The organism is Curvibacter cyanobacteriorum (assembly GCF_028649475.1).
GTDB lineage: Bacteria > Pseudomonadota > Gammaproteobacteria > Burkholderiales > Burkholderiaceae_C > Curvibacter > Curvibacter cyanobacteriorum.
In genome coordinates, this window is record NZ_JAQSIP010000006.1 from 287,105 (window position 1) to 312,276 (window position 25,172).

A 25,172-nucleotide genomic window follows, 5' to 3' on the forward strand; every position below is an offset into this window, starting at 1 on the left:
ATGAATTCCCCCCTGCGCCCTGAACCGACCACTGCTTTCACCCCCGATGCCGGGGTCTGGGACGCCCTGAACCGGCGCCAGGCGCTGGCGGAGTTGACACCCGAGGGCGGCTGGGTCAAAAGCAACGCGCTGTTCCAGAAGTGGCTGGGCTACAGCCACGCCGAGCTGCAGGGGCGCCACTACACCAGCCTGCTGGACCCTGAATTCGCGGCCAGTTTCGAACCCGACGCCCTGTGGCAGCGCTTGCGCAGCGGGCAGTCGGAGGCCCACGAACTGAAGTTCCTGACGCGCGACGGGCCCGTGCTGTGGATGCTGATGTCCTTCAACCCGATCGTTGACGACAACGGCCAAATCAGGCGCATCGTCATGCTGGGCGTCAACATCACCCAGGCCAAACTGAAGAACGCGGATTTCGAGGGCAAGATCCAGGCCATCAACCGGGTCCAAGCCGTGGTCGAGTTCGATCTCAGCGGCCACGTGATCAATGCCAATCGGCTCTTCCTCGACGCCTTCGGCTACAGCCTGCCCGAGATCCTGGGCAAGCACCACCGCTTGTTCGTGCCCCCGGTCGAGGCGCAGGGCCCGGCCTATCGGGCCCTTTGGCAGCAACTGGCACAGGGGGCCTGTGCCGCCGGTGAGTACAAACGCCTGGCCAAGGATGGACGCGAAGTCTGGCTGCAAGCCTCCTACAACCCGATCTTCGACGTCGAAGGCAAACCGGTGAAGGTGGTCAAGTACGCCACGGACATCACAGCCAGCAAACTGCGCCAGGCCGACGAGCACAGCATGATCGAGGCCATTCACCGCATGCAAGCCGTGGTGGAGTTTGACCTCGAAGGTCGCATCCTGAAGGCCAACTCTCGGTTTCTTGACTTGATGGGTTACACCGAGGCTGAACTGCAGGGGCAACCGCAGGGCCTGCTGTGCGACCCCAGTTACGCCAGTTCCCCCGGATATCAGGAGTTCTGGCAGCGTGTCGCCCGGGGCGAATGCCAGATGGGCGAGTTCAAGCGCTTGAGCAAGGACGGACGCACCGTCTGGCTACAAGCCAGCTTCAACCCGGTGCTGGACCCCGAGGGTCGCCCAGTGAAGGTGGTCAAGTTGGCCTCGGACATCTCCGAGTCCAAGCTGCGTCAGGCCCAATGCGAGGGTCAGTCCCAGGCCATCAACCGCTCCCAGGCCGTGATCGAATTCGATCTGAATGGCCATGTGCTGGCCGCCAATCAGAACTTCTTGCAAACCTTCGGCTACCAGTTTGACGAGGTGGCGGGACAACACCACCGTTTGTTTTGCGACCCCGAGTACGCACGCTCCGGCGAGTACCAGACTTTCTGGGAACGACTGGGTCAAGGGAAGTTCCACAGCGGTGAGTTTCGACGCCTGGCCCGCGACGGTCACCCTGTTTGGATTCACGCCACCTACAACCCCATCCTCGACGCCGAAGGCCGCCCCTTCAAGGTGGTCAAGTTCGCCACCGACATCAGTGCCGAGAAACTCAAGAGCAGCGAGGTGGCCGGCAAGCTCGACGCCATCGGCCGCTCGCAGGCGGTGATCGAGTTCGATCTGCAAGGCCGGGTGCTGGCCGCCAACCCGAACTTCCTGCGCACCATGGGCTACACCGCCCAAGAGGTGATCGGTCAGCACCACAGCATGTTCTGTGAGCCGGCCTTGATTGTCTCGGCCGAGTACCGCCACTTCTGGGCCGACCTGGGCGAAGGCAAGTTCAAGTCGGACCGCTTCCGGCGCGTGGGCAAGCACGGCGCGGAGGTCTGGATCCAGGCCACTTACAACCCGATCCTGGACACCAACGGACAGCCCTACAAGGTCGTCAAGTACGCCGTCGATGTGACCGAACAGGTGGCTCGGGAACAAACCATCGTGACCAAGGTGCAAGCCATGTCCGAAGTGCTGCACGCCCTGAACGGGTCGATCCAGGGCGTGGCCCAAAGCACCCGCCACTCCACCGATCTGGCCCAGCAGACCCAGACCGAAGCCGCTCAGGGCAACCAACTGCTGGGACGCTCGCGCGAGGCCATCACGGCCATCCAGAACGCCTCCTCCTCGGTGCACGAGATCATCGAAACCATCGGCGACATCGCCAGCCAGACCCATTTGCTGGCCTTCAATGCCGCCATCGAGGCCGCCCGCGCGGGCGAGCACGGGGTGGGCTTCTCGGTGGTCGCCGATGAGGTGCGCAAGCTGGCCGAGAAGTCGGCCCTGGCGGCCCGGGAGATCGCCAAGCTGATCCATGAAACCGTCAGCCGCGTCAACGAAGGCAGTCGCCTGTCCAATGAGGTGGAGCAGGCTTTCACGCTGATCGTGGATTCGGTGCGCAACACCAGCGCCTCGATCGCGTCGATCTCCAATGTGACGGCCGAACAGGCCGAGGCCACCCACCAGGTCGGGGCCCTGCTGAACGAGTTGGTGGCCGCCACCGAGCGGCGCTGAGCCACCCGCCCCCATGCAGGCCCCCGCCATGACCCCGTGCGCGCCCGAGGCGACCGACCCCGCCTCCCTGGAGCTGGCCCTGGTCCAGATCGGCCAGCTCACGGTGGGCATCCCGATCGAGCAGCTGCAGCACGCCCTGCCCCGGCCCGCCGACCTGACCCCGCTGCCGCGCCGTGACCACGCGCTGATGGGGCTGCTGGCCCTCGGCGCCCAGTGCCTGCCCGTGGTGGACCTGAGCCGGTGGGTGGACATCCCGTCGGCCACCCAGCCCGACCCCGCCAGCGAGCGCATCGTGGTGCTGGGCGACGGCGGTCGCCAGCTGGGCCTGCTGGTGCAGGCCGTGCTGGGTGTGCGGCGGGTGAATCGCAGCGCCTTGCGCACCGTGCAGCACCAAGCCCGACCCGACGAGGTGTTTGAGACCGTGGCCCAGATCGAAGGCCTGACCGGCTGGGTGTCCCTGCTCGAAACCCAACGCCTGATGGCCCTGGCCCAGGTCTGGAGCGAAGAGCCCGAGTGCCAGCAGCCCGGCAACGCGCCCTCCCTGGCGCGCACCACCGCGGCCGAACTGGGGCCCACACCGCCCCCCCCGGCCGACTCGGCGACCCGGTACGCCGTGCTGCGCCTGGGCGAGCGGCTGCTGGGTTTTCCAGCCGTGGCGCTGGGTGAACTGCTGCCGCGCCCGCCGCTGCAGGCCCTGGGGGGCAGCGACCACAGCGGCATCGCCAGTTGGCGCGGCAGGCACCTGCCAGTGGTCGACCTGGACCGGCGCTGGCCACCCGCGGCCTCCGCCCCGGTGGCCCCTCCGGCCTGGTTGCTGGTGTTGTGCCACGGCGAACTGGCCCTGGGCCTGCTGATGCACGAACTGTGCGATCTGGTGACCTGGAGCCCCGGGCAAATCGATTCGCCGCCCCACGCGCTCGCGGATCTGGGCTGGGTCCAGGGACTGGCCCAGGACGCCCAGGGCGAACCCGTTTACCTGATCGATGTCGAGGCCCTGCTGGCCCAGCACCCCGAAGCCTTGATCAGCCGCGTCGACGGTGCGACCCCGGCAGAGGGCCCACAACGCGCCCGCCGGGGCAGCCCCCCGGCGCAGCGCAACGAGCAACCCTACCTGGTGTTTGAAGCCGGCGCCTTGCTGTGCACACCGGTGGCAGCCGTGCAGGAGATCCTGGCGCTGGCACCGGAAGACATCCCGCCCGCCGGGGAGATCGCCGCGCCACTGGCCTGGCGGGGCCAATGGCTGGACTTGATCGACCTGCCCAGCCGCCTGCGCCCCAAGGGGCGCCCGGTGCGGCCCCCAAGCCATGTGCTGGTGGTGCAGCAGAGCCAAGGCCTGCAGGGCTTTCTGATCGACGGCATCCACGCCATCGTGCCCACCGGGCGAGCCCCGTTGAGCCAGGTGAGCCTGGGCCATGGCCTGGTCTGTGACGTGCTGACCCTGGGCGACGCCGACCAGCAACGCAGCGTGCGCCGCATCGACCTGAGCGTCGAACTCGCCTGAGCCCGGCCTGCCACCGCCTGGCAACACTTCCTCGAAATTCAAATAAGAAGACAACTTCTTATTCGTTCACGGCCGGACAGCGGCTTTTGACAATGGCGTCACCCCCAAGCAGCCCCTCAGGTCTGCCGGGCCAACTCCACGTCAACTGCGAGACCTGTCATGCCCCAACGCCCAGCCCTGCCCGATGTCGCTCTGGACCAGCTGTTCCGCTCGGCCCGCACCGTGCACGCCTTCCAGCCGGAGCCCGTGTCCGACGAGACCCTGCATGCGCTTTATGACCTGCTCAAATGGGGCCCGACCGCCTTCAACGCGCAACCGGCTCGTTTTGTCTTTGTGCGCAGCCCCGAAGCCAAGGCGCGACTGAAGCCCGCGCTGTCGAGCGGCAACCAGGCCCAGACCGAGGCGGCCGCCGTGAGCGTGATCGTGGCCCAGGACAAGCGCTTTCAGGAGCACCTGCCGACCCAGTTTCCGGTCTACGACGCCAAGCCGCTGTTTGACGGCAACGCCGATCTGGCGCAGGCCACCGCGTTTCGCAACAGCAGCCTGCAAGGGGCCTACCTGATCCTGGCGGCGCGCGCCCTGGGGCTGGACGCGGGTCCGCAATCGGGTTTCAACCCGGCCGCCGTCGAGGCTGCTTTCTTTCCCGACGGCCGCTACAGCGTCAACTTCATCGTCAACCTCGGCGTGGCCGACCCGGCGGGCATCCACCCGCGCGGCCCGCGCCTGAGCTTCGAGCAAGTGGCCGAAATCGTCTGAGCGCGTGACGCCAGGGCTCTTGCTTTCTGATTTCCGTTTTCTGTCACCTTCAACACCAAGGAAAAACCAACCATGTCCATCCAAGCCATCAACGTTCGCAACCAATTCAAGGGCAAGGTGCGCGAAATCATCCGCGGCGATGTGGTCTCTGAAATTGACGTCGAAACCCCCTGGGGCATCGTCACCTCCGTCATCACCACCCGCTCGGTCGACGACCTGGGCCTGGTGGTGGGTTCGGACGTCGTGGCCCTGGTGAAGTCCACCGAAGTCTCGATCGCCAAGCTCTGACGCCCCGGCGTTCAGTGAATGGTGTGGCCAACCGACCCGCCCGGCGGCTGGCAGGCACGCCCCTCGCGGCGGCCGGCAGGATTCGCATCCGACGGGCGTCGCGGGGCCAACACTGACCAGCCCCATCCCACCCATGCCCGGAGGGCACCGCACGCCGCCACCTGCGCTGCGCTGCGGGCCCCAGGCCCCTTTCGGCTCGCGGGGGTGAGCTGCTGCCTGACCGGGGTCAGGCATTGCCAAAGGCCGCTGACAGGGTCTCGTCAGCGGCCATTTTTTTTGCGCGCCGCCACGGACTGCAATGTTGTGCAATGTTGCGCCAACCCGCTGCGATAAGGTTCGGCCGGCAGAAGCGTCCGCACACGGATCCAAGCCCCCTGAGCGCAGCGACATCGCCCCGCCCCGGTCTGCACCAGCCCAGCGGCATGGAAGGTCGCCGCCGCCAGGCCATTGGACAGGTTCACGGGCCTGACGCCAGGGGACGCTTTCTGGATTGCCAAGTCACGCCTGCCCAGGGATCTCAAAAACAACCCTTTCGCTGAGGATTGCGCCATGAAATTTCGTCTTTTTTTGATTCTGCTGAGCATTTTCGGTCTGAGCGCCTGCGCCACTTACAAAGAAAACTGGATCCCGCCCACGACCCCCAACGGCTCGATGTGCGTGGCCCAGTGCAACCAGAGCAAGCAAAGCTGCCAGTTCTCCAAACAGCTGCTGCAACAGCGCTGCGAGTCGGACTACAACCGCGCGATGGCGGACTACCAGAGCTGCAAGGCCAGAAACCCGCAGACCAGTTACTGCAGCAGCTACCGCAGCAAGACCGAAGTCATCAACGGCCAAAGCGTGACCCGGCAGGAATGCACCGCCACCCGCTACGAATCGCCGTGCAAAGAACCGGTCAAGTCATGCGGCAATGCCGGCAATGACAGCCAGTGCGAAAGCAATTACCGCAGCTGCTTTGTCAGCTGTGGCGGCGTGATTGACCGGTACGAGGTCAAGTAAATCCAGACAATCGGCAAATTGCGACTTGCCGGATGATTGAAAGCATGGCCAGCCGACCCGCCGGGCCCACCCGCTGAGCGCATTTTGGGCGCCGTGCGGGGCCGCAACACGCGAGATTCCACGTGAGCATGTCTCAATTGAATGCCGCCGAGGGCCCGCCCGACTCGGCCGTGCAAAACCGCCTGACCGCCGCGGCCGCGGTGCTGGCCACGCTATTTTTTGGCGGCTCGTTCGCCATGCAGCTGCATGCGCAGTCGCGCACCGGGCGCACCTTTGCCGAGAGCTTCGCCTACCTGGAGGTGACGATCGTGGTCGGCGCGCTGCTGGCCTTTGTGTCGATCGCCTGCCTGCTGCTGTGCCAGCACTGCGTGGCGTCGGACCGGGGCTGGGCCCAATCGAAGCGGGGCTGGTTCATCGTGGCCAACACCGCGCAGTACCTCTCCATTGCCCAGGGCATGAGCGCCGGTCTGACCGAGTTGGTGTTTGGCATCAAGCACACTTTCGATGCGGCCGTGCTGGCCCTGGTGCTGGCCCTGAGCGCCACCCTGGTGTGGTGGCTGCTGCTGTTTGTCGCACCGCTGCATGCGCTGCGCCGCTGGTGGCCCCACCTGGCCCGGGGCGAGCGCGCCCTGGTCAGCGTGAGCTACGGCCTGATGCTCGCCTTTGTGCTGCTGAGCAACGGCACGATCTACATGATCCAAGACGGTGCCCCCGACACCCTGGGCTCACTGGCCCAAGCGGTCGGCCGCCAGTTGGTGCAACCCATGACCTGGCTCGACACCTGGGCCCACCCACCACGGGCCACCCCGTGAGCCCAGCCCCCAAGGACACCCCATGAAGACCACGACCCCATGGTTCGGCCTGCTGGCCTTGACGCTGAGCACCCTGCTTTCGGCGTGCGGCGGCCCCACCCCGGTGGACCACTCGACACAGAAGCGCGTCGTGGTGGGCACGGCCGAACACATGCAGGCACGGCGCGACAGCACACGCTTGTCAAGCAAGCCCTTGCCCACCGGGGTCAGCCACAGCCGCCACCGCAGCCACTTGCTGCAGGCCGCCGATGCGCCCCACCCTTTCACACGGTCCAGCGGCATGGTGTTCCTGCACGCCAAGCCCAATGCCCTGGCCCAGGTGGCGTTCCATGAGAACGCCGCAGGCACCGTGTCGAGCGAGGTGCCCAGCCGCTTTGCCATCAGTGACGCGTCGGTGGTGGCGCGGGCCGAGGCCGACCCCTCGCACCCCAATGGGGTCAGCCTGACCCTGACCGGCAAGAAGGGCAACAGCTACATCACCGCCCTGAACGAGCGCGGCGACGCCCTGTCCAAGTTCATGGTGCTGGCCGCGGTCCCCCGAGGCGACGTGCTGGTGGTCAGCGACCCCGACATCCACCCGGTGCTGTGCGGCGTGGTGAACCGCACCGACTACGGCCCGGCCTGTGACCTCAACAACGCCAGCCCCTTTGACCAAGGCCGCAACGGTGCGGGCTTCGACATCAACAACTTCGTCAAGACCGACACGCGCACCCAGAAGGCCTTGCTGTTCGATCGCGCGGGCTACGCCAAGCTCGCGCAGCTCAACGGTGACCCACGCGGCACCCAGCCGTTCAAGCAGCGCGCCATTTACTTCGAGGCCATCGACACGCTGGTGGTGCTCAACGATGGCGAAACCAAGGCCACCGACATGGCCGCGGTCAACATCGACATCACGGGCCAAGCCGTTCCTGCCCAATGGATGACGGCGCTGACCATCCACCATGTCGCCACGCAAGAGGAGTTCAACGACTACATCGACTACGGCAACCAGCTCTCGGCCAGCCCGCTGCGCCACGCCGACCAGACCGACACCGTGGTCCATGAGGTGACGCCCGACAGCCCCTTGAGCGCGACCCTGGTCGGTGTGCAACTGAGCGATGGCAACGAACTGCCCGCCAGCGCCAGCAACGTGCAGCAGGTGATGCTCGGCGCCACCGCACCGGTCAAGGCTCGCATCTACCGACTGCAGCGCAGTGGGGCGCTGACTGGCGACAGCCCCGTCAAGTGCTACATCACGGGCCAGTTCGGACTGATCGAGCCCAAGTTCTCGCTCAAGTCCTTCAAGTCCAAAGTCACCACCAGTGTGGGCGGCGACTTCAACTGGAACCGAGGCAAACCCGAACTGGGGGTCAAGATGCAGCCCCTGGTGGACATTGGCGGCCAGGTGGAAGCCCAGATGAGCGGCGGCATCGGGGTGCAATGCAGCGCTGAATTGGTGGACCTGCACCTGGCCGAGTTTGGTGTACCCATCCTGGGCCACGTCGGGGTGGTGATGCCGCTGGAGGCCAAGGCGGAGTTCTCGATCGATGGCTCGGTGAACGGCAAGGCCGTGATGGTCACGCCGCACTTCACCCTCAGCAACGCCCAGCAGTCAGACCAGGCCGGCGAGGTCGGGTTTTCGTACTCGCCCAGCGGCGGACTGCAAAAGGTATTCAACATGAAGCCCAGCCTGGCACGGCGCGGTCTGGGCTTTGCCGACGGCACGGAGCTGAAGGGCAATTTGGTTCAGTCTTTCGGGGCTGGTTACAAGATGGGGATCGCCGCCGGCCTGCTGCTGCGCGCCGAAGTCAAGGCCTGGCTGTTCTCGCTCAAGGTGGACGCCAACGTGGCCGAAGCCCTGCTGGGCGTGCAGGTGGAAAGCAACTACACCATCAACCAGGCCCGCAAAAGCTACGCCAAGGGCGAGGCCAAGACCGAGGGCGGCATCGGTCTGTTCTTCACGGCGCACCCCTCGATCAGTGTGCACAGCAAGTTCTTCAACATGAGCTTCAACCTGTTCGACCTGGGCAAGCAGGACCTGTACTTCAGCAAGTTCCCGTTCGAGGCGGAGGCCGAGACCGCGCTGGAACCTTCGGAGGAACTGATGCAGATGAGCTTCTCGGAATGCGTCATCAACCACGCGATTGGCTATGGCAGCAACACCTGCGACAGCTTCCAGGCGGGCGTCGATTCGCGTGAGCTGACCTACGGCAGCCAGCAGCTGTCCTTTCCCTTCCGCCCGATGCCGCCCGAGGGCTTCAATTACTACCACCGCTACGTGATCCGGGACAAGGAAAGCAACGCGATCAAGGTGGTCACCACCCGCGCGGCCCCAGCCGACAACCCGTCGGGGGCCCTGCCGCCCAACACCGACAAGGTGGTGTTCAACAAGTATGGCCTGACGGACATCCTGGCCGAAGCCATCAGCACGGAATGGGCCAGTCGACGGGGTCTGCCCAACACGGCCTGCTGGGTTTGGGTGAAGGGCAACGCGGAGTTCACCCCGCTGCTCAAAAGCTGCCCCCTGCGGCAGTGAGCGCACCAGGCGCCCCCGCCCCGCCCCGCCCCGCTCCCGCCCCCGCACGCCGCGCGGCAAGGGGCTGCGGCGCCGCACCGCACCGCACTGCGCCCGGCCCAGCCCCCAGGCCCCCGAGGCCCTGGCGCCTCACGCCGGCCGCAGCACCTTGTCAAAGCGGCGGTCCCACAGGGGCGCCACCTGGGCGGGGCCGTCGAGCACCCCCAGCTTCTGGAAGGTGTCCGCCACGTCCTGGTGCCCCGTCACCACCTTGTCACTGACCGGGCGCAGGTCAAAGTCTTCGCTGCGGTTGTTCCACAGCTCGATCAGGTCCCCCACGGGAATGCGGGTCTCATCCGAGATGGCCCGTGCGTAGTCCAGGTAGTTCTGGTTGGCCCACAGGTAGGCCCGGCGCAGGCGTTGCAGGTAGTCGGTGATGGCCAGCTGGGTCAGCGGGTCGGACACCGACTTGGGGTTGGCATAGATCGGGAAATTGCCCGACAGGTAACCCACCCCGGTCTTCAGCACGCGGGCGCCGTACTTGAGGCGGGCGATCTGACCGTTGTAGCCATAGATGGCCCAGGCATCGAGGTCCCCCCGGTCAAATGCCGACAGGCCGTCGGCCGGGCTCAGGTTGATGGCGTTGATGTCCGAGAAGCCCAGCCCGGCCTCGGCCAGTTGTTTGCTCAAGAAGTAATGCGCGGTGGTGGCGCGCACATAGCCCACGCGCTTGCCCTTGAGGTCGGCGATGGTCCTGATGCCGCTGTCCTTGCGCGCCACGGTGACCTGGTTGTTGAGGTCCTCGCGGACCACGGCAATGAAGCGCACCTGGGCCTTCTGGCGCGCGGCAAACAGGGCGGGGATCTCGCTGCCCGAGCCCAGGTCCAGCGCGTCGCCATTCAAGGCCTCGATGTGCAGCACCCCGTTGTTGAGCTCGCGCCATTCGATCTTGTAGGGGGTCTGGGTCAGCTTGGCGGCGGTGAGCAGGGCCCGCCAGTTGCCTTTGTAAGTGCCGATGCGCAGCGTGACCTTGGACAGGTCCTCGCCGGCCGCCAAGGCCGCGGGCGCGGCCGCGCCCAGCCAGGGGGCGGCCAGGGCGGCACCCAGGAATTGGCGGCGCGGCCAGGTCGAGGCCGTGAGAGAGGCCTTGGCGGGCCAGGTGGGGGCAGACGTCATGGTGATCAGATCTCCAGAAAATGGGATGAAGAAGCGAAGTGCGCCCCAGGCGGCCAAGTGCCCCGAGGGCGCCCTGCTGGGGGCTGGAAACGGGCGTGATGGCGCGCGCCCGGCAGGTGGCGGAGTCAGGCCGCGACGACGGTGTTCACGGGCGCCTGGCGTGAGCCTGTCTGCGCACGCAGACGGGCTTCGGTGTGCCGGTTGATCGGGAAAGGCAGGTTCAGCAGATCACGGAACGTGGCCTGCTCCTGGTAGGCGTGGCGCAACAGGCCGCGCGCCTGCAACAGGGGCACGACCAGCTCGACAAAGTCCTTCAGCGAGGTGTTGGGCAGGGCCTCAAAGAAATTGAAACCATCGGCGGCCCCTTGCTCGAACCAGCGCTGCAGCTCGTCGGCCACCTGCTCAGCGGTGCCGACAAAGGCGCGCTTGGGTCGGGCATACCAGAGTGCCACCTCGCGCAACGTCCAGCCCGTTTCGGCCGCGATCTGCTTGATGCGGTCGCTGGCCGCCTGTTGGCTGTTGCGGCCCAGGTCGCCCACGTCGGGGAAAGGCGCATCCAACGGGTACTGCGAAAAATCGTGGTCATTGAAGGGGCGCGCGAGGGCCGCGATGGCGTTCTCGATCGGCACCAGGGCGGCCAGGGTTTCGTACTTCTCCTCGGCCTCCTGCGCGGTGCGGCCGACAATGGGCCGGATGCCCGGCAGCAGGAACACCTGTTCCGGGTCACGGCCCGCAGCCACCACCCGGGCCTTGACGTCGCGGTAGTAGGCCTGGGCCTCCTCGAGGGTGTCCGCGTGGAAGAAGATCGCGTCGGCACGCTGTGCGGCAAAGGTCTTACCATCCTCCGACGCCCCAGCCTGGAAGATCACCGGTTGCCCCTGACGCGAGCGCGCGATGTTGAGCGGGCCCTCGACCTGAAAGAACTCGCCCTGATGGTCCAGGCGGTGGAGTTTGGCCGGGTCGAAGAACTGACCTGTGGCCTTGTTGCGCGTCAGGGCGTCGTCCTCCCACGAGTCCCACAGGCCCTGCACCACGTTGAGGTGCTCATGGGCCAGGCGGTAGCGCACATCGTGGGCGTAGTGCGCTTGGCGGCTGTAGTTGCGGGCGCTGCCGTCCAGCCACGAGGTCACCACGTTCCAGCCTGCGCGGCCGCCACTGATGTGGTCCAGCGACGCGAACTGCCGCGCCACGGTGAAGGGCTCGCTGTAGCTGGCCGTGACGGTGCCCACCAGACCGATGTGCCGGGTCACCGCGGCCAGGGCCGACAGAATGGTCAGCGGCTCGAAACGGTTGAGGTAATGCGGGCTCGAGCGCTCCGTGATGTGCACGCTGTCGGCGACGAACAGAAAGTCAAAGCACCCTTTTTCAGCCAGTTGCGCCTGCTCGGTGTAGAAGCGGAAATTGACGCTGCCATCGGCCACGGCAGCCTCGTGGCGCCAGTCACCCCAGCCGGCACCGACGCCGTGCAGGACGAAGCCGAGTTTGAGTGTTGGGTTGCGGGAGGTGGAAGGGGACATGGAGCATCTTTCAAAAGGGGGCCAAAACAAGGAGTCAACGCGGCCCGGGCGTGGCGGCAGGGCCGATCCAGGGCCTCCACGGTAGGCACCTCGGAGGCCCAAGCCAACGAAGAAATCAGTCCATGCATATGCGGGCTTTGGGGGCTGCCGAGACCAGGCGCTTCATGCGCAAAACGCCCTTGCTAACGCGTTTTTCGCAGCACGCGCAGCGGCCGCACGGGCTAGCCTCGCACCCATGACCCAACCCCCTCGCCCCCACCCCATCACCCCACGCCAGAACGCCTGGGCCCCCCGCCTCTCGCGCCGCCAACTGGTGCTGACCTCCCTGACCGCCCTGCCCGCCTTCAACAGCCTGGCCGCAGACCCGGAACGCCTGCGCATCGGCTACCAGAAGTCGTCCACGCTGATGATCTTCTTGAAGTCGCGCGGCCTGCTTGAAAAGGCCCTGGCCCCCTTGCAAGTCAATGTGCAATGGCACGAATTCAACTCGGGTCTGCCGCTGCTGGAGGCCCTCAACGTGGGCGCCATCGACGCCAGCGCCGACGTGGCCGACGCGGTGCCACCGTTTGCCCTGGCGGCCGGGGCCCGCCTGACCTATTACGCGATCGAGACGCCCTCACCGCAAGCCCAGGCCATCGTGGTGCGCAAGGATTCCCCGCTGACCAGCGTGGCCCAGCTCAAGGGCCAGAAGGTCGCGTTCGCCAAAGGCGCCGGGGCCCACTACCTGTTGCTCGAAGCCCTGGCCCAGCAGGGGCTGAGCATCAAGGACATCGAGCCCGCCTACCTGAGCCCAGCCGACGCGCGCGCCGCTTTTGAAAACGGCAGTGTCGCCGCCTGGGTGATCTGGGACCCGTTCCTGGCCGCGGTGCAGCGCCAGTCGGGGGCCCGCATCCTGCAAGACGGCGCCAAGCTGTCCAGCTACCGCCGCTTCTACCTGGCCGCCACCCCCTACGCCCAGCGTCGCCCCGACGTGTTGGCCGCGCTTTACGCCCAACTGCAGGCGGCGGGCGACTGGATCAAAAAGAACCCCAGCCAGGCCGCCGAATGGCACGCCCAGGTGATTGGCCTGGACACGGCCACCGTTGAGGCGGCCAACCAGCGCCGCAGCTACCGCGTGCAGCCCGTGGATGCCGAGGCGCTGGCGGAGCAACAGCGCATCGCCGACGCCTTCAGTCAGGCGCACATCATCCCGCGCCGGGTGCAGGTGAACGAATCGCCCGTGTGGCAACCCAGCGCCACGCGCTGAATGGCTGAAGCGTTGAACCGCTGGTCTCCCAAGCCAGCGCGGCACAGCGCCAGGGCCACAGTTGCCCGGGTCACAGGCCCAGCGCGCGGCGCCCGGCGGCGATCTTGACGCTGTCGTCCTGCGGCGTGTGCACCACGCCACAGAGCACGTCGCGCAACAGGCGCTCCAGCGGGTTGCGTCGGCTCAAGCCATGGTTGCTGCTCAGGGCCACCGCCTCCTGCACGGCCTTGACGGCGTTCTGGGTGGTGACGGATTTGACAATGCCGCTGTCCACCCCGCTGGGCTCCAGGCCGGACTCGAGGTCACAGACCAGGCTGCCAATCAGGCGCACATTGACCTGCAACAGGCTCTCGATGCCGCCCACCAGTTCCTGCGCACGCGGCAGGCTGGACAAGGGAGCGCCCAGGCTGGTGGGGACGCGCTCATGCAGGAAGCGCAGCAACCAGTCCCGCGCGGACAGGGCCACGCCGGTGTAGAGGGCGCCAAAGAAGGCACTCATCTCGGCTTGCATCAGGGGGTCGCCACGGGCCCAGTCGGCGGGCGCGCGCAGGTCGATGGCCGCGTCGGCCTCGATCAGCACGTCCTCAAACACCACGTCGTGGCTGCCGCTGGCGCGCAGGCCCAGGTGGTCCCAGGTGGGGTCAATTCGGGTGCCAGGCAAGCCGGCCGGCACCAGGAAAGTCCCGACCCGGGGCTCGGCCTCATCGGTGCGGGCCCACACGGCATACCACCTCAGGATCGGCGAGCCAGTGGAGTAGATCTTGCGACCCGACAGGCGCCAGCCCTCGGCGGTGCGGCGCGCCGTGGTGGCGGGCAAGCCGCCACGGGCGGGGGTGCCCAGCTCGGGTTCGACGCGCAAGGCATTGATCAGGCTGACCTCGCGCAGCGATTCGGTCACCAGGCGCTGCGCCAGCGCCTCGGGCCATGCCGTGTGACGCCGCCCCAGGCCACGGTGCTGCATGTACTGCATGGTCAGGACCAAGGCGGTGGCGGCATCGCCCTGGGCCACGGCGCCCACCACATCGACCAACTGGCCGACGGTGGCACCCTGCCCACCCAGGCGCTGCGGTGCCGCCAGGGTCAGCAGTCCCGCCGTGTGCAGGTCCTGGAAGTTCTGGAACGGAAAGCTGCCGTCGCGGTCGTGCTGCGGCGCGCGCGCCGCAAACTCCACCGCCAAGGTGCGTGCGGTCTGACCCCAGCTCAGCGGGGCGTTCACTGCAACACCTCGGGCTGCTCCCGCACGATGATGTCGTAGAAGCTCTTGAAGGCAAACTCGGCCCCGCCGACGCGGCCCACCTGGCTGTGGGTCAGCTCGGCCACTGCGTGCGGGATCGGCTGCGGTGTGCCTGCGGCCTCGGCCAACAACTGGGTGTGGCAGGCGTTGTCGAGGGCGATGTACCACCAGGCGGCGGACTCGACCGAGGGGCCGGCCGTCAAGATGCCATGGTTCTTCAGGATCACCGCCTTCTTGTTGCCCAGGGCCTTGGCAATGCGGAAACCTTCGTCGGTTTCGAGCACCACGCCACTGAAGGTGTCGAACACGGCGTGGTCCTGGTAGAAGGCGCAACCGTCCTGGGTCAGCGGGTCGAGCGGGCGGCCAATGGCAGACCAGGCCTTGCCATAGGTGGAATGGGTGTGGGCGGCGGCGGTGATGTCGGGACGGGCCTCGTGCAAGGCCGCGTGGATGGCAAACGCGGCGCGGTTCAGCGGACCCTCGCCGACCACGATCTCGCCCTTGGCATTGACCAGCAGCAGGTCGGACACCTTGATCTGCGAGAAATGCAGGCCAAAGGGATTGACCCAGAAGTGGTCGTGCAGTTCGGGGTCGCGCGCGGTGATGTGTCCCGCCAGGCCATGGTCAAAGCCGAAGCGCGAGAACAAGCGAAAAGCCACCGCCAGGCGTTGCTTGCGGTACAGGCGCTCGGCCTCCACCGTGGGGCGGGCGGGGACTTCGTCAAACCAGTCCTTGCGTTGCGGGTGGGCGTTCTTGACCAGGGTCAGCGGGGTGTTCAAAACAGCAGACATGGGGTTCTCCAGGAAAGGGGTTCAGGCGGCCTTCAGGCTGGCGGCCTGGGCTTTGGCTTGTTCACGTTCGGCGACCTTGCGGCGCACCAGGGGCAGCAGTTCGCGGCCGTACTCGATGGCGTCGGGCAGCGGGTCAAAACCACGGATCAGGAAGGTGGTGATGCCCAGGTCGTAGTACTGGAGCAAGGCGTCCGCCACCTGCTCGGCCGTGCCGACCAGGGCCGTGGAGTTGGAGCGCGCACCGGTCTCGCGGGCAATCGCCGTCCACAGGCGCTCGTCCACGCGGTCGCCCTTGGCCGCGTCGGCCAGCAGACGGCGCGCCCCCTCGCTTTGCTGCGGGCCACCGCGCGAGAAGCCCTGCTCCACCCGCAGGGCGCGGGCGTCTTCCAGGATGCGCTCGGCCCGGGCCCAAGCCTCGTCCTCGGTGCGACCCAGGATGGGGCGGAAGGAGATGCTGAAGTCGATGTGGCGGCCATGCTGGGCCGCTTCGGCACGCACCTTGCGCACCAGCTCGCCGGCCTGGGCCAGGGACTCGCCCCACAGCGCGTACACCTGGGCATGGCGACCCGCCACCTTCAAGGCGGGTTCGGAGGCGCCCCCGAAATAGATCGGCACATGCGGCTGCTGCACTGGCTTGACCTCGGACCAGGCGCCTTTGACCCGGTAGTAGCGGCCTTCGTGGTCGAAGGGCTTGTCCGCGGTCCAGACCTGGCGCAGCACGCTCAGGTACTCGTCGGTGCGCTCGTAGCGCTCGTCATGGCCGAGGAAGTCGCCGTCGCGCTGCTGGTCCTCGTCCGAGCCCCCGGTGATGTAGTGCACCGCCACGCGGCCCTGGGTGTACTGGTCCAGCGTGGCCAGTTGTCGGGCGGCCAGGGTGGGCGCCACAAAGCCGGGGCGATGGGCCAACAGGAAATGGATGCGCTGCGTGACCGACGCGGCATAGGTGACGGTCAGCAGGGTGTCCGGGCTGCTGGAGCTGGCGGGCACCAGGATGCGGTCAAAGCCGGCGTGCTCATGCGCCTGCGCAAACACCCGCACATAGGCCGGGTCCACCACCGGTCCACGGCGGGAAAAGGTTTCAGAGACTTCGTGCGGCTGAATCATGCCGATGAACTGGACACTCATGCGGGGCTCCTGCGGTAGGGGGGCGGAAAGAACAAGAACCGCCGACACGCCCCAGCCCATCGAGAGTCATCGAGGATGGGGGCTTGAGGCGAGGTGCGATGCCACAGGCCGTACCCGCGGTACGACAAGGCAAAGCAACAACGCATCAAGGGTGGGGTCAGCGGTTCCAAGAGGGGTCAACGGCCCTGAGGCCTGGATGACGGGGTCATGGGTGGACGATAGGCCCAGCCCCCCCGCGCACCAAGGAAGCAAATCGCCTGAGAACATGCGAATTCGGCATGTGCGCCGCCCCGCCCCACCCAAGCGGGGGGCGCGCGGCTCAGTGCGGGAAGCCACCGCGCAGCAGTTGCACCGGCTCGGCGTCCATCTGGGCAATCAGCGCTGCCAGCCCGTCGACCGCGGGCGGGGCCTGGGCACCCGGTGCGGCCGGAGCGGCCGGTGCCGCGGTGTCGGCGCGGCACACCAAGTCGGCCGCGGACCAGCCTGCGGCGCCGGGCGCACTGCGGGCGCGCAACCAGCCCTGGCGATCGGCAAGCAGCTGGTAGCCGCCCAGCTGCGACGGCGCCACGCCCAGCACCAGCCCCAGCGCCTCGGCCAGTCCGGCGGTGTCCGCCACACAGTCGGCCGTGCTGCTGCTGGCCGACGCCGTCAGCGGCAGCGCCACCGTGACCAGGCGGGGGTCCACGGGCGTGGCGCCCGCGTCCCGGCCCGAGGGGGCCAGCAGGACGCGTTGGGGCTGCAACTCGTGCAACCAACGCGCCTGGCCCCGGGCGCACCGGACGGGCGCATCGGGCAGGCGCAGGGGCTGCTCCCAACGGCCGGTCTGGGCCAGGGTGCGGCCCGACGCCTGGGCCTGCAGGAAGTCAAGCACCTGCCAGGTCTGCTCGTCGTTCAGCTGTGACGCGAAGCCCGGCATGGTGCGCTGACCTCGGTGGTCCTGCAAGCCATGCTGCACGTGCCAGAACAACTCGCCTTCCAGGCGTTGCCAGAGCAAGCGCCCGTTGAGGTTGGGCGGCCACATCGGCAGCGAGGGGGCGTCCGGGCCCTCCCCGCGGCCGTCGGCGCCATGGCACCGCACGCAGTGTTGCTGGTAGTGGCCCTGCCCCTGCACGATCGACTGGGCCGTGAAGCCGGTCGGCGAACGGTGAAAACTGGTCGGCGTCGCCGGCACCAGCCACACCGACGCCGAGCCCCAGGGTGCGGCCCACAGCACCAGGCCGCTGAGCCAAAGGGCTGGCCAACGGGCACGGCGCCACCACAACGCCAGCGCCAGGCCCAACAGGGCCAAGCCCAGCGCCAGTGCGCACCACAGCAGGCGGCGCGCCTGGCCGGGCTCGAACACCAGCACCTCGGCCGACAGTCGCCAGGCCAACGGCCACTCGGGCTGACCGGCCACCGTGCCGCTCCAGCCCAGGGCCTGCAAGGCTTCGCGCAGCCAGGCCTGCAGGCCCAGCAACACGCCGAGCAGGGTGTTGAGCTGCTCGGGCGTCAACACCCAATCGTTCATGCCGTCGCGCTCACCAGCTGTCGTCCAGCCCCAGGTGGGCCAAGGCCTGGTGGCGCAGCTCGGCCAGTTGCGGGTCCCCGCGCCGGCGCGGGTAGGGGGCGGGGTTGGCAATGTCGGCCACGATGCGCGCCGGCCGGTCCGACAACACCAGCACCCGCTGGGCCAGGAAGAAGGCCTCCTCGACGTCGTGGGTCACCAGCAAGGCCGAAAAACCCGACCGCTGCCACAGGTCCACCAATTCTGTCTGCATGCTCAGGCGGGTCAGCGAATCCAGCTTGCCCAGCGGCTCGTCGAGCACCAGCAGGCTGGGGTCGTTGACGATGGCCCGGGCCAGCGCCACGCGCTGCGCCATGCCGCCCGACAACTGGTGCGGGAAGGCCTTGGCAAAACTGCTCAGGCCCACCAGTTCAAGCGCCGCATCCACACGGGCCTGGTGCGCCTTGAGCGTGCCGCGCGCCTGCGGCCCCAGGGCCACGTTGTCGCGCACGGTGCGCCACGGAAACAAGGTGGGGTCCTGGAACACCACGATGCGCGACGGGTCTGGCCCCTCGACCGCGCGGCTGTCGTGGTCGATGTGCCCCACGGTCGGCGGCTCCAGGCCCGCCACCAGGCGCAGCAAGGTGCTCTTGCCGCAGCCACTGGGGCCCAGCAAGGCGACAAACTCGCCCGGCTGGATGCGCAGGTCGATCTGGTCGATCACCTGCAACGGCCCGGCCGGCAGGTCGAACCAATGGCTCACGCCCTGGATCGCGATGTCGGCGCCGCGCACGCGGGCGGCTTCGATGCGGGGGGCTTCGGGGGCCACAGCACTCACCATTTGACGGTTCCTTTTTGCCAAGACAGGAGGCGGTCACGCAGCGCAAACAACAGGCTGATGACCCCGGAGAACAGCAGCGCCATGACCAACAAGGCGCCATACATATTGGGGTAGCTGGCCCAGCCCTGGGCCCAGGTCAGGTACCAGCCCAGGCCCGACTTGACGCCCAGCATCTCGGCCACCACCAGGGTGGCAAAGGCGTGGCCCAGGCCCATGAACAGGCCCACGAACACCTGCGGCAGCGCGGCCGGAATGGCCACCCGCAACACCAGGAAGGTGTTGGACGCCCCCAGCGTGCGCGCCACGTCGTAGTAGTTGCGGTTCACGCTGGCCACGCCGGACCAGGTCAACACCGCCACCGGGAAGCCCGTGCCCAGCGCGATCAAGAAGACCGCCGTCGACCAGCTCGACGGAAAGAAATAGAACGTGATGGGCAACAGGGCCGTGGTCGGCACCGGGCCCAGCACGCGCAGCACCGGGTGGATCCAGTAGTTGGCGCGGCGAGACCAGCCGATCAGCACCCCCACCACAAAGCCCACCGCGGCACCGGCACTGATGCCGGAGGCCAGCAGGATCAGCGAATTGCCCGCGCTGTCGCTGAGCCGGCGCCAGTCGCTGACATACACCTCGGCCAGGCTTTGCGGCGGCGCAAAGAAGGGCGTTGGCAACCAGGCCAATTTGGCGGTCACCAGTTCCCACACCGCCAACCCCAGCGCCAGGGCCACCAGCCACGGCCCCAGGGGCCGGACCCGCGCGCGCGGCTGGGCCAGCCAGGGCCCGCCCAGCGACAACACCAGCAGCGCCAGGGCCACCGCCCCGGTGCCGTAGGCGAACTCGGCGGTGTAGGCCCAGTCGCTGAACCCCACCTGCTGGTTCGGCCAGGCGTAGGTCAGCACACCCAGCGCCGCCCAGGCCAGCGCCGCCACCACGCCCAGGCCCCACCAACGGGGGGCCGCGGCGCGCACAGGCGGGGCCACCGGTGCCCGCGCGGGGGCAGCCACGGATTCGGCTCGGGGCTCAGGCCGGGTTTCGAAACCCGGTGCGAGCGGGGCATCCAGAAGGGCGGACATGGTGGTGCCTCCCGATCAGGACAGCACGTCAGCGTGCACAAAGTCGGCGAAGCGCGCCGGGTCGGTGGTGGGCTTGAGCACGCCCACCAGGCGGAAGTCGCGGGCGAAGAACTCGATCTCCTTCTTCAGCGCCAAACCGCTCGGGTGGTGCTTGTGGGTCAGCGTGCCGAGCACGGCGCGCAGGTCCTCGACCGGCACCTTGGAGTAGGGGCTGAAGATCTTGGCCGCTTCATTGGGGTTGTTGGCCACGAAGTCGGAGGCTTCATTGATCGATCGGGCCAGCGCGGCGGCCGTGGGGCGGTCGTTGCGCACCAGCTTGCCGCTGACGCCGAGCACGCAGCAGGTTTTGTCGGCGTACTCGCCCGTCAGGTTGGTGGCCAGTTCGACCAGGCCCTTGGTCTTGCGCTCGATCAGGAACAGGTTCGGGTCGCCGTCGGCAATCGCATGCGCCTCCCCCTTCTCGACCGCCACGCCCAGCAGGTCGCCGGGGAACTGGCGCCAGCTGACGTCTTTTTCGGGATCGAGCCCCGACTTGGTCAGCAGCACCGAGAAGAAGTTCTTGCCCGGGCTGTTGAGGTCGGACACCGCAATGGTCTTGCCCTTGAGCTTGGCCAGCGAGGTCACGCCCGCCGGGCCGTAACCCACCAGGCGGGTGCAACCGCCGTGCGAGCTGCTGACCAGTTTGACGTCAAAGCCCGACTCCAGCGGCTTGATCCAGCGGTGGATCATGCCCACACCGGCGTCGGCCTTGGTGGTGGCGATCGACTCCAGCAGCTGGTCCGTGGAGCCGGTGTAGTTGATCAGTTCGACGTTCAGCCCGTGCTTCTCGAAGATGCCGCGGGTGATGGCCACCGGGATCGGCGACAGGCAGACGGCATTGGCGTTCCAGGCCAGCTTGATGTCGCGCAGCTTGCCGGCGGCCAGCACGCCGCTGGCGCCGACACCGGCGGCGGCACTCAGGCCCAGGGCACCCGCCCCACGCAGCAGTTGACGGCGCGACAGCGGGCCCGCAGATCGGTTCAGAGAGAGCAAAGACATGGTCGATTCCTTTCGTTGGAGACGGTGGCGCGGGGCGCCCTGGGGCTCGCCCGCTTGTGCGCAAACTGGCCCTGTGCCAGCATTTGACGGAAGTCATTCGGTTTTTGGAAATGAGAAAAACGGCCGTCCTTATGACAAAGTCAGCCAGCGCCCCCGCGCGCTTTGCAGTGCAATAGCGTCCATGGGCAGCCGCCTGGTCCCGGGTTCGCGGGGCCGCCGCTGCCCCCACATCACGCTGTTCAACCACCCCGCCCATGACCCAGCCTCAACACCCCGAACGCCTGCGCGACTTTGTGCAGCAGTTCACCGCCCTGCTCGACCGCCGCCCCGACGAAGCCACCGTGCTGCAACAAGGGGGCGCCCTGCTCGCCGCCCTGGTGGCCCAGGACGACTGGCTGCCCGACGACTTCGCCCAGCCCCACCCCGACCGCTACCAGCAGTACCTGCTGCACGCCGACCCGCGCGAGCACTTCTCGGTGGTCAGCTTTGTCTGGGGCCCGGGTCAGGCCACGCCCATCCACAACCACACCGTGTGGGGCCTGATCGGCATGTTGCGCGGCGCGGAGCGTGCCCAACCCTACGCCCAGGACCAGGCCGGTCATTGGCTGCCCACCGGCGCGGCGCAAGAGTTGCGCCCGGGTCAGATCGAAGCCGTCTCGCCCACCGTCGGCGATGTGCACCTGGTGAGCAATGCGCTGAGCGATCAGACCTCGATCAGCATCCACGTCTACGGCGCCAACATCGGCGCGGTGCAGCGCTCGGTGTTCTTGCCCGACGGCGGCGAAAAGCCTTTCGTCTCGGGCTACAGCAACACGCGCCTGCCCAACCTGTGGGACCGCTCGGCCGAACTCAACGCGGCCCTGCGCCGATGACCCCACCGGCCCACCCGTCCGCCCCCAGCCCCACTCTCGTCCACCGACCACCACGCACCCGCCATCGCGCCGGGCCCGGCCCAGGCCCTGACCAGGGGCCGCGCATGCCCACCGGCCACCGGGTGCCTGGGGCGCTGAGCCGGCTTGGACGGCCCGCTTCGTTTTCATTTTTTGTTTGGATTGCCCTGCTGTGACCACTGCCCTGCCCACCACCGCCTACGCTGACGTCCGCGCCCACCTGTTGGCCGGCCACGAGATCGCCCTGCTCGACGTGCGCGAAGAAGACCCCTTTGCCCAGGCCCACCCGCTGTGGGCCGCCAACCTGCCGCTGGGCCGCATCGAACTGGACGCCTGGACCCGCATCCCGCGCCGAGACACCCCCGTGGTGGTCTATGACGACGGCGAGGGCCTGGCCGCCGAGGCCGCCCAGCGCCTGATCGCACTGGGCTACACCCGGGTCAGCTTGCTCGACGGCGGTCTGGCCGGCTGGCGCGCCGCCGGGGGTGAGCTGTTCCGCGACGTCAACGTGCCGAGCAAGTCATTTGGCGAGCTGGTGGAAGCCGAGCGACACACCCCGTCGCTGGCGGCCGAGGAGGTCAAGGCCCTGATCGACCAGAAGGCGAATGTGGTGGTGCTGGACGCGCGCCGCTTCGAGGAATACCAGACCATGAGCATCCCCAGCGGCATCAGCGTGCCCGGCGCCGAACTGGTGCTGCGCGCCCGCGCGCTGGCCCCCGACCCGTCCACCCACATCGTGGTCAATTGCGCGGGCCGCACGCGCAGCATCATCGGCACCCAGTCGCTGGTGAACGCGGGCCTGCCCAACCGCATCACGGCCCTGCGCAACGGCACCATCGGCTGGCTGCTGGCCGGCCAGACCCTGGACCACGGCGCCAGCCGGCGCTTTGGCGAGGTGAGCCCCGAGCAGCAGGCCGAGGCCAGCGCCCGGGCCCGCGCGGTGGCCGACCGTGCCGGGGTGCGGCGGGCCCAACTCGGGCAATTGCCCGTCTGGCTGGCCGAGGCGGGCCGCAGCACCTACCGACTGGACGTGCGCACCCCGGAAGAATTTGCCCGCGGCCACCTGCCCGGCTTCCGCAGCGCCCCCGGTGGCCAGCTGGTGCAAGAGACCGACCACAGCGTGCCCGTGCGCGGCGCCCGCATCGTGCTCAGTGACGACGACGGCGTGCGCGCCAACATGAGCGCCTCCTGGCTGGCCCAGATGGGCTGGGAGGTGCATGTGCTCGACGACGTGCCCGCCAGCGCCTTCAGCGAGCGCGGCAACGCGCCCACCCAGGTGCCGCCGCCCGAAGAGCCGATCCCGCTGACCTCGGTGGCCACGCTGCAGGCCTGGCTGGCCGACGGCCCTGGGACCGTGGTGCTGGACTTCACCCCCAGCGTCAACTACGTGAAACGCCACATCCCCGGGGCCTGGTGGGCACTGCGCTCGCAACTGCGCGAGGGCCTGGCCCGCGTGCGCGCCGCCCACCCCGAGGCCACTCGCCTGGTGCTGACCTGTGGCAGCTCGGCCTTGGCCGCCTACGCGGTGGCCGAAACGGCCCGCCTGAGCCCCGACCTCAGCGTGTCGCTGCTGGACGGCGGCACGCAGGCCTGGATCGATGCCGGCGGGGCCCTGGAGAGCGGCGAAACCCGCCTGGCCGCGCCCCGCATCGACCGCTACCGCCGCCCCTACGAAGGCACGGACGCCCCGCGCGAAGCCATGCAGGGCTACCTGGACTGGGAGTTCGGCTTGGTCGAGCAACTGGGCCGCGACGGCACGCACGGCTTCAAGGTGATCTGAAGCCCCGCCCCCAGCCCTGACACGGCGCGGGGGCGCAGGCCCCACCAAGGCCAAGCCCTGGTCATGAAAGGCCCAGCAATGGCTCAACCAAGGCCTGCCAAAGGGCCCCGCCGGGGTCTGCCGCCAAGGACGGCCCCAGGCCGCCCCCGAGGCGGCCATGGCCTCAGGCCGGTGCGCTGAAGCCGGTGTCGAAGGTGGCGCGCACGTCCAGGCGCTGCTTGATCAGGCCCGCGTCGAGGTAGAAGTCGGCGGTGCGCTGCTGCTCGGCAATCACCTCGGCATCGATCGCCTGCCAGCGCGTCTGGCGGCGCTCAAACTGCAGCTTGGCGGCCTCGACCGGGATGCCGATGATGCGCGCCAGCGTGCCACCAAACTCGGTCGGGTGTTGCCGCGCCCATTGCTGCGCGCGGGCGGCGCGCTGGGCAAAGTCCTGCAGCACGCTGCGCTTGTCACGCAGGGCGGTGTCGGTGGCGGCCAGGTAGCTCAGACCGCTCCACAGTCCGCGCCCGCTGACCAGCACACGGGCATGGCCGCCGGTCTCGGCCAGCGCGGTGTAGGGCTCCCAGGTGGCCCAGGCATCGACCGAACCCTGCGTCAGCGCCAGCTTGGCGTCGGCCGGTGGCAGGAAGCGCAGCTGCACATCCTCGGCCTTGAGGCCCACCGAGGCCAGCGCCTTGAGGGTCACAAAGTGGCCGATCGACCCCCGGTTGGTGGCCACGCTTTTGCCCTTGAGGTCTTTGGCCGACTTGAGCGGTGAATTCGGGGCCACCAGCACCGCGGTGCCGTAGGCGTCCGAGCGGTTGACCGCGAAGGCTTTGACACGGCTGCCAGCCGCCAGCGTGAAGATCAGCGGCGCGTCGCCAATCGGCCCCAGGTCCACGGCCTGGGCGTTGAGGGCCTCGGCCAGCGGCGCGGCCGCGGGGAACTCGGTCCATTGGATGTCGTAGGCCAGCCCTTTGAGCTCGCCAGCCGCTTCCAGCAAGGCCTGCAAGCCCCCCTTCTGGTCCCCGGCCTTGAGCAGCGGGCGAGCCTGGGCCTGGGCCTGCAGTGCGGGCACGGCCAGGGCAGAAGCCGACAAGCCTCCCAGCCATTGGTTGAAACGACGGCGTTGCATGGTCAAAACTCCTGATGCGATGTGGTCAAAACCGCATTGCAGCAGGGCCGCCCCTGGCCGACCACCAAGGTTTTTGCAGATGCTTAGTTGCCCAGCGAGGCTGGGGCCCACCGCCCCCCATGCCGGAACACAGCAGGCCCGCCCCAGCGAAGCCCCCGACAAACCCTGCGGGCCGTGTCAGAAAAAACCTGACAAGCGCCACCCCCAAAGGAGACACAGCGCACAGGCAGCGGCCGACTTAATTTCTGATTGGCGGGTATTCACAATCCATTTCAACAGATCGAAACAGCCCACCGGCCTTGTCGGCGGCTCAGCAACCGAAGGAACAGACCATGACCAGCGAACAAATGCTTGCCGAAATCCGCGAAGCCAACCTGACCTACCTCATGCTGGCCCAATCCCTCATCCGCCACGACAAGGCCGAAGCCATCTTCCGCCTCGGCCTCAACGAAGAGTCCGCCGACATCCTCGCCGCCCTCTCCCCCTCCCAGGTCATGAAGCTGGCCTCGCGCAACACCCTGCTGGCCCGCTTCCGCGTCGACGACGAACTCGTCTGGAGCTTGCTCACCAAC

At 67.9% G+C, this 25,172-nt stretch carries 21 protein-coding genes; 11 read left to right on the forward strand and 10 right to left on the reverse strand.

What is annotated here, in order from left to right:
• From PSQ40_RS14615 to PSQ40_RS14645, 7 genes are all read left to right on the forward strand, one after another.
• Entirely contained in the window at positions 1–2,448 is a 2,448-nt protein-coding gene (locus tag PSQ40_RS14615) for a methyl-accepting chemotaxis protein (protein WP_273952350.1), read from the forward strand.
• A 13-nt stretch (positions 2,449–2,461) separates the two neighbouring features.
• The gene (locus PSQ40_RS14620) at positions 2,462–3,949 is read left to right on the forward strand and encodes a chemotaxis protein CheW (RefSeq protein ID WP_273952352.1); all 1,488 of its coding nucleotides are present in this window, start codon (positions 2,462–2,464) and stop codon (positions 3,947–3,949) included.
• Between the two features lie 159 nt (positions 3,950–4,108).
• Positions 4,109–4,705 (forward strand): malonic semialdehyde reductase, encoded by a 597-nt coding sequence (locus PSQ40_RS14625; RefSeq protein WP_273952353.1) that lies wholly within the window; start codon positions 4,109–4,111, stop codon positions 4,703–4,705.
• Positions 4,706–4,777: 72 nt separating this feature from the next.
• Positions 4,778–4,993, forward strand: coding sequence for a TOBE domain-containing protein (locus PSQ40_RS14630; protein WP_273927701.1), 216 nt, complete (start codon positions 4,778–4,780; stop codon positions 4,991–4,993).
• Between the two features lie 549 nt (positions 4,994–5,542).
• Complete coding sequence (locus PSQ40_RS14635) at positions 5,543–5,989, forward strand: hypothetical protein (protein WP_273952354.1); 447 nt, start codon at positions 5,543–5,545, stop codon at positions 5,987–5,989.
• Positions 5,990–6,111: 122 nt separating this feature from the next.
• Positions 6,112–6,801: a hypothetical protein gene (locus PSQ40_RS14640; protein ID WP_273952355.1), complete on the forward strand. Its 690-nt coding sequence runs from the start codon at positions 6,112–6,114 to the stop codon at positions 6,799–6,801.
• 22 nt (positions 6,802–6,823) lie between these two features.
• On the forward strand, positions 6,824–9,316 hold the full coding sequence (locus tag PSQ40_RS14645) for a hypothetical protein (RefSeq protein ID WP_273952356.1): 2,493 nt from the start codon (positions 6,824–6,826) through the stop codon (positions 9,314–9,316).
• A gap of 129 nt (positions 9,317–9,445) precedes the next feature.
• Here the strand turns inward: PSQ40_RS14645 and PSQ40_RS14650 are convergent, their stop codons facing one another.
• Entirely contained in the window at positions 9,446–10,471 is a 1,026-nt protein-coding gene (locus PSQ40_RS14650; protein ID WP_273952357.1) for an ABC transporter substrate-binding protein, read from the reverse strand.
• Between the two features lie 125 nt (positions 10,472–10,596).
• Complete coding sequence (locus tag PSQ40_RS14655; RefSeq protein WP_273952359.1) at positions 10,597–11,988, reverse strand: LLM class flavin-dependent oxidoreductase; 1,392 nt, start codon at positions 11,986–11,988, stop codon at positions 10,597–10,599.
• Between the two features lie 235 nt (positions 11,989–12,223).
• Here PSQ40_RS14655 and PSQ40_RS14660 point away from each other — a divergent pair, with 235 nt between their 5' ends.
• Positions 12,224–13,234 (forward strand): aliphatic sulfonate ABC transporter substrate-binding protein, encoded by a 1,011-nt coding sequence (locus tag PSQ40_RS14660; protein WP_273952360.1) that lies wholly within the window; start codon positions 12,224–12,226, stop codon positions 13,232–13,234.
• A 70-nt stretch (positions 13,235–13,304) separates the two neighbouring features.
• Here the strand turns inward: PSQ40_RS14660 and PSQ40_RS14665 are convergent, their stop codons facing one another.
• The 7 genes from PSQ40_RS14665 to PSQ40_RS14695 form a co-directional block, all read right to left on the reverse strand.
• On the reverse strand, positions 13,305–14,450 hold the full coding sequence (locus tag PSQ40_RS14665; protein ID WP_273952362.1) for an acyl-CoA dehydrogenase family protein: 1,146 nt from the start codon (positions 14,448–14,450) through the stop codon (positions 13,305–13,307).
• On the reverse strand, positions 14,447–15,259 hold the full coding sequence (locus PSQ40_RS14670; protein ID WP_273952364.1) for a class II aldolase/adducin family protein: 813 nt from the start codon (positions 15,257–15,259) through the stop codon (positions 14,447–14,449). The genes PSQ40_RS14665 and PSQ40_RS14670 overlap by 4 nt, the downstream gene beginning before the upstream one ends.
• 21 nt (positions 15,260–15,280) lie before the next feature.
• On the reverse strand, positions 15,281–16,384 hold the full coding sequence (locus tag PSQ40_RS14675; RefSeq protein ID WP_273952366.1) for an LLM class flavin-dependent oxidoreductase: 1,104 nt from the start codon (positions 16,382–16,384) through the stop codon (positions 15,281–15,283).
• Positions 16,385–16,703: 319 nt separating this feature from the next.
• The gene (locus tag PSQ40_RS14680) at positions 16,704–17,891 is read right to left on the reverse strand and encodes a c-type cytochrome (protein WP_273952368.1); all 1,188 of its coding nucleotides are present in this window, start codon (positions 17,889–17,891) and stop codon (positions 16,704–16,706) included.
• A 10-nt stretch (positions 17,892–17,901) separates the two neighbouring features.
• Complete coding sequence (locus PSQ40_RS14685) at positions 17,902–18,708, reverse strand: ABC transporter ATP-binding protein (protein WP_273952371.1); 807 nt, start codon at positions 18,706–18,708, stop codon at positions 17,902–17,904.
• Positions 18,702–19,778 carry an ABC transporter permease gene (locus PSQ40_RS14690; protein WP_273952372.1) on the reverse strand — a complete coding sequence of 359 codons (1,077 nt, stop codon included), beginning with the start codon at positions 19,776–19,778 and terminating at the stop codon, positions 18,702–18,704. Before PSQ40_RS14690 ends, PSQ40_RS14685 begins: the two co-directional genes overlap by 7 nt.
• 15 nt (positions 19,779–19,793) lie before the next feature.
• On the reverse strand, positions 19,794–20,816 hold the full coding sequence (locus PSQ40_RS14695) for an ABC transporter substrate-binding protein (RefSeq protein WP_273952374.1): 1,023 nt from the start codon (positions 20,814–20,816) through the stop codon (positions 19,794–19,796).
• 254 nt (positions 20,817–21,070) lie between these two features.
• Here PSQ40_RS14695 and PSQ40_RS14700 point away from each other — a divergent pair, with 254 nt between their 5' ends.
• Positions 21,071–21,688 (forward strand): cysteine dioxygenase family protein, encoded by a 618-nt coding sequence (locus PSQ40_RS14700; RefSeq protein WP_273952376.1) that lies wholly within the window; start codon positions 21,071–21,073, stop codon positions 21,686–21,688.
• Between the two features lie 190 nt (positions 21,689–21,878).
• Positions 21,879–23,486, forward strand: a complete 1,608-nt coding sequence (locus PSQ40_RS14705) for a rhodanese-related sulfurtransferase (protein WP_273952378.1) — start codon at positions 21,879–21,881, stop codon at positions 23,484–23,486.
• Between the two features lie 163 nt (positions 23,487–23,649).
• Here PSQ40_RS14705 and PSQ40_RS14710 read toward each other — a convergent pair whose 3' ends face one another.
• Complete coding sequence (locus tag PSQ40_RS14710; protein WP_457851495.1) at positions 23,650–24,606, reverse strand: ABC transporter substrate-binding protein; 957 nt, start codon at positions 24,604–24,606, stop codon at positions 23,650–23,652.
• A gap of 326 nt (positions 24,607–24,932) precedes the next feature.
• Here PSQ40_RS14710 and flhD point away from each other — a divergent pair.
• Positions 24,933–25,172, forward strand: a 240-nt coding sequence (gene flhD / locus PSQ40_RS14715) for a flagellar transcriptional regulator FlhD (protein WP_273952381.1), incomplete at its 3' end; no start/stop codon positions are given.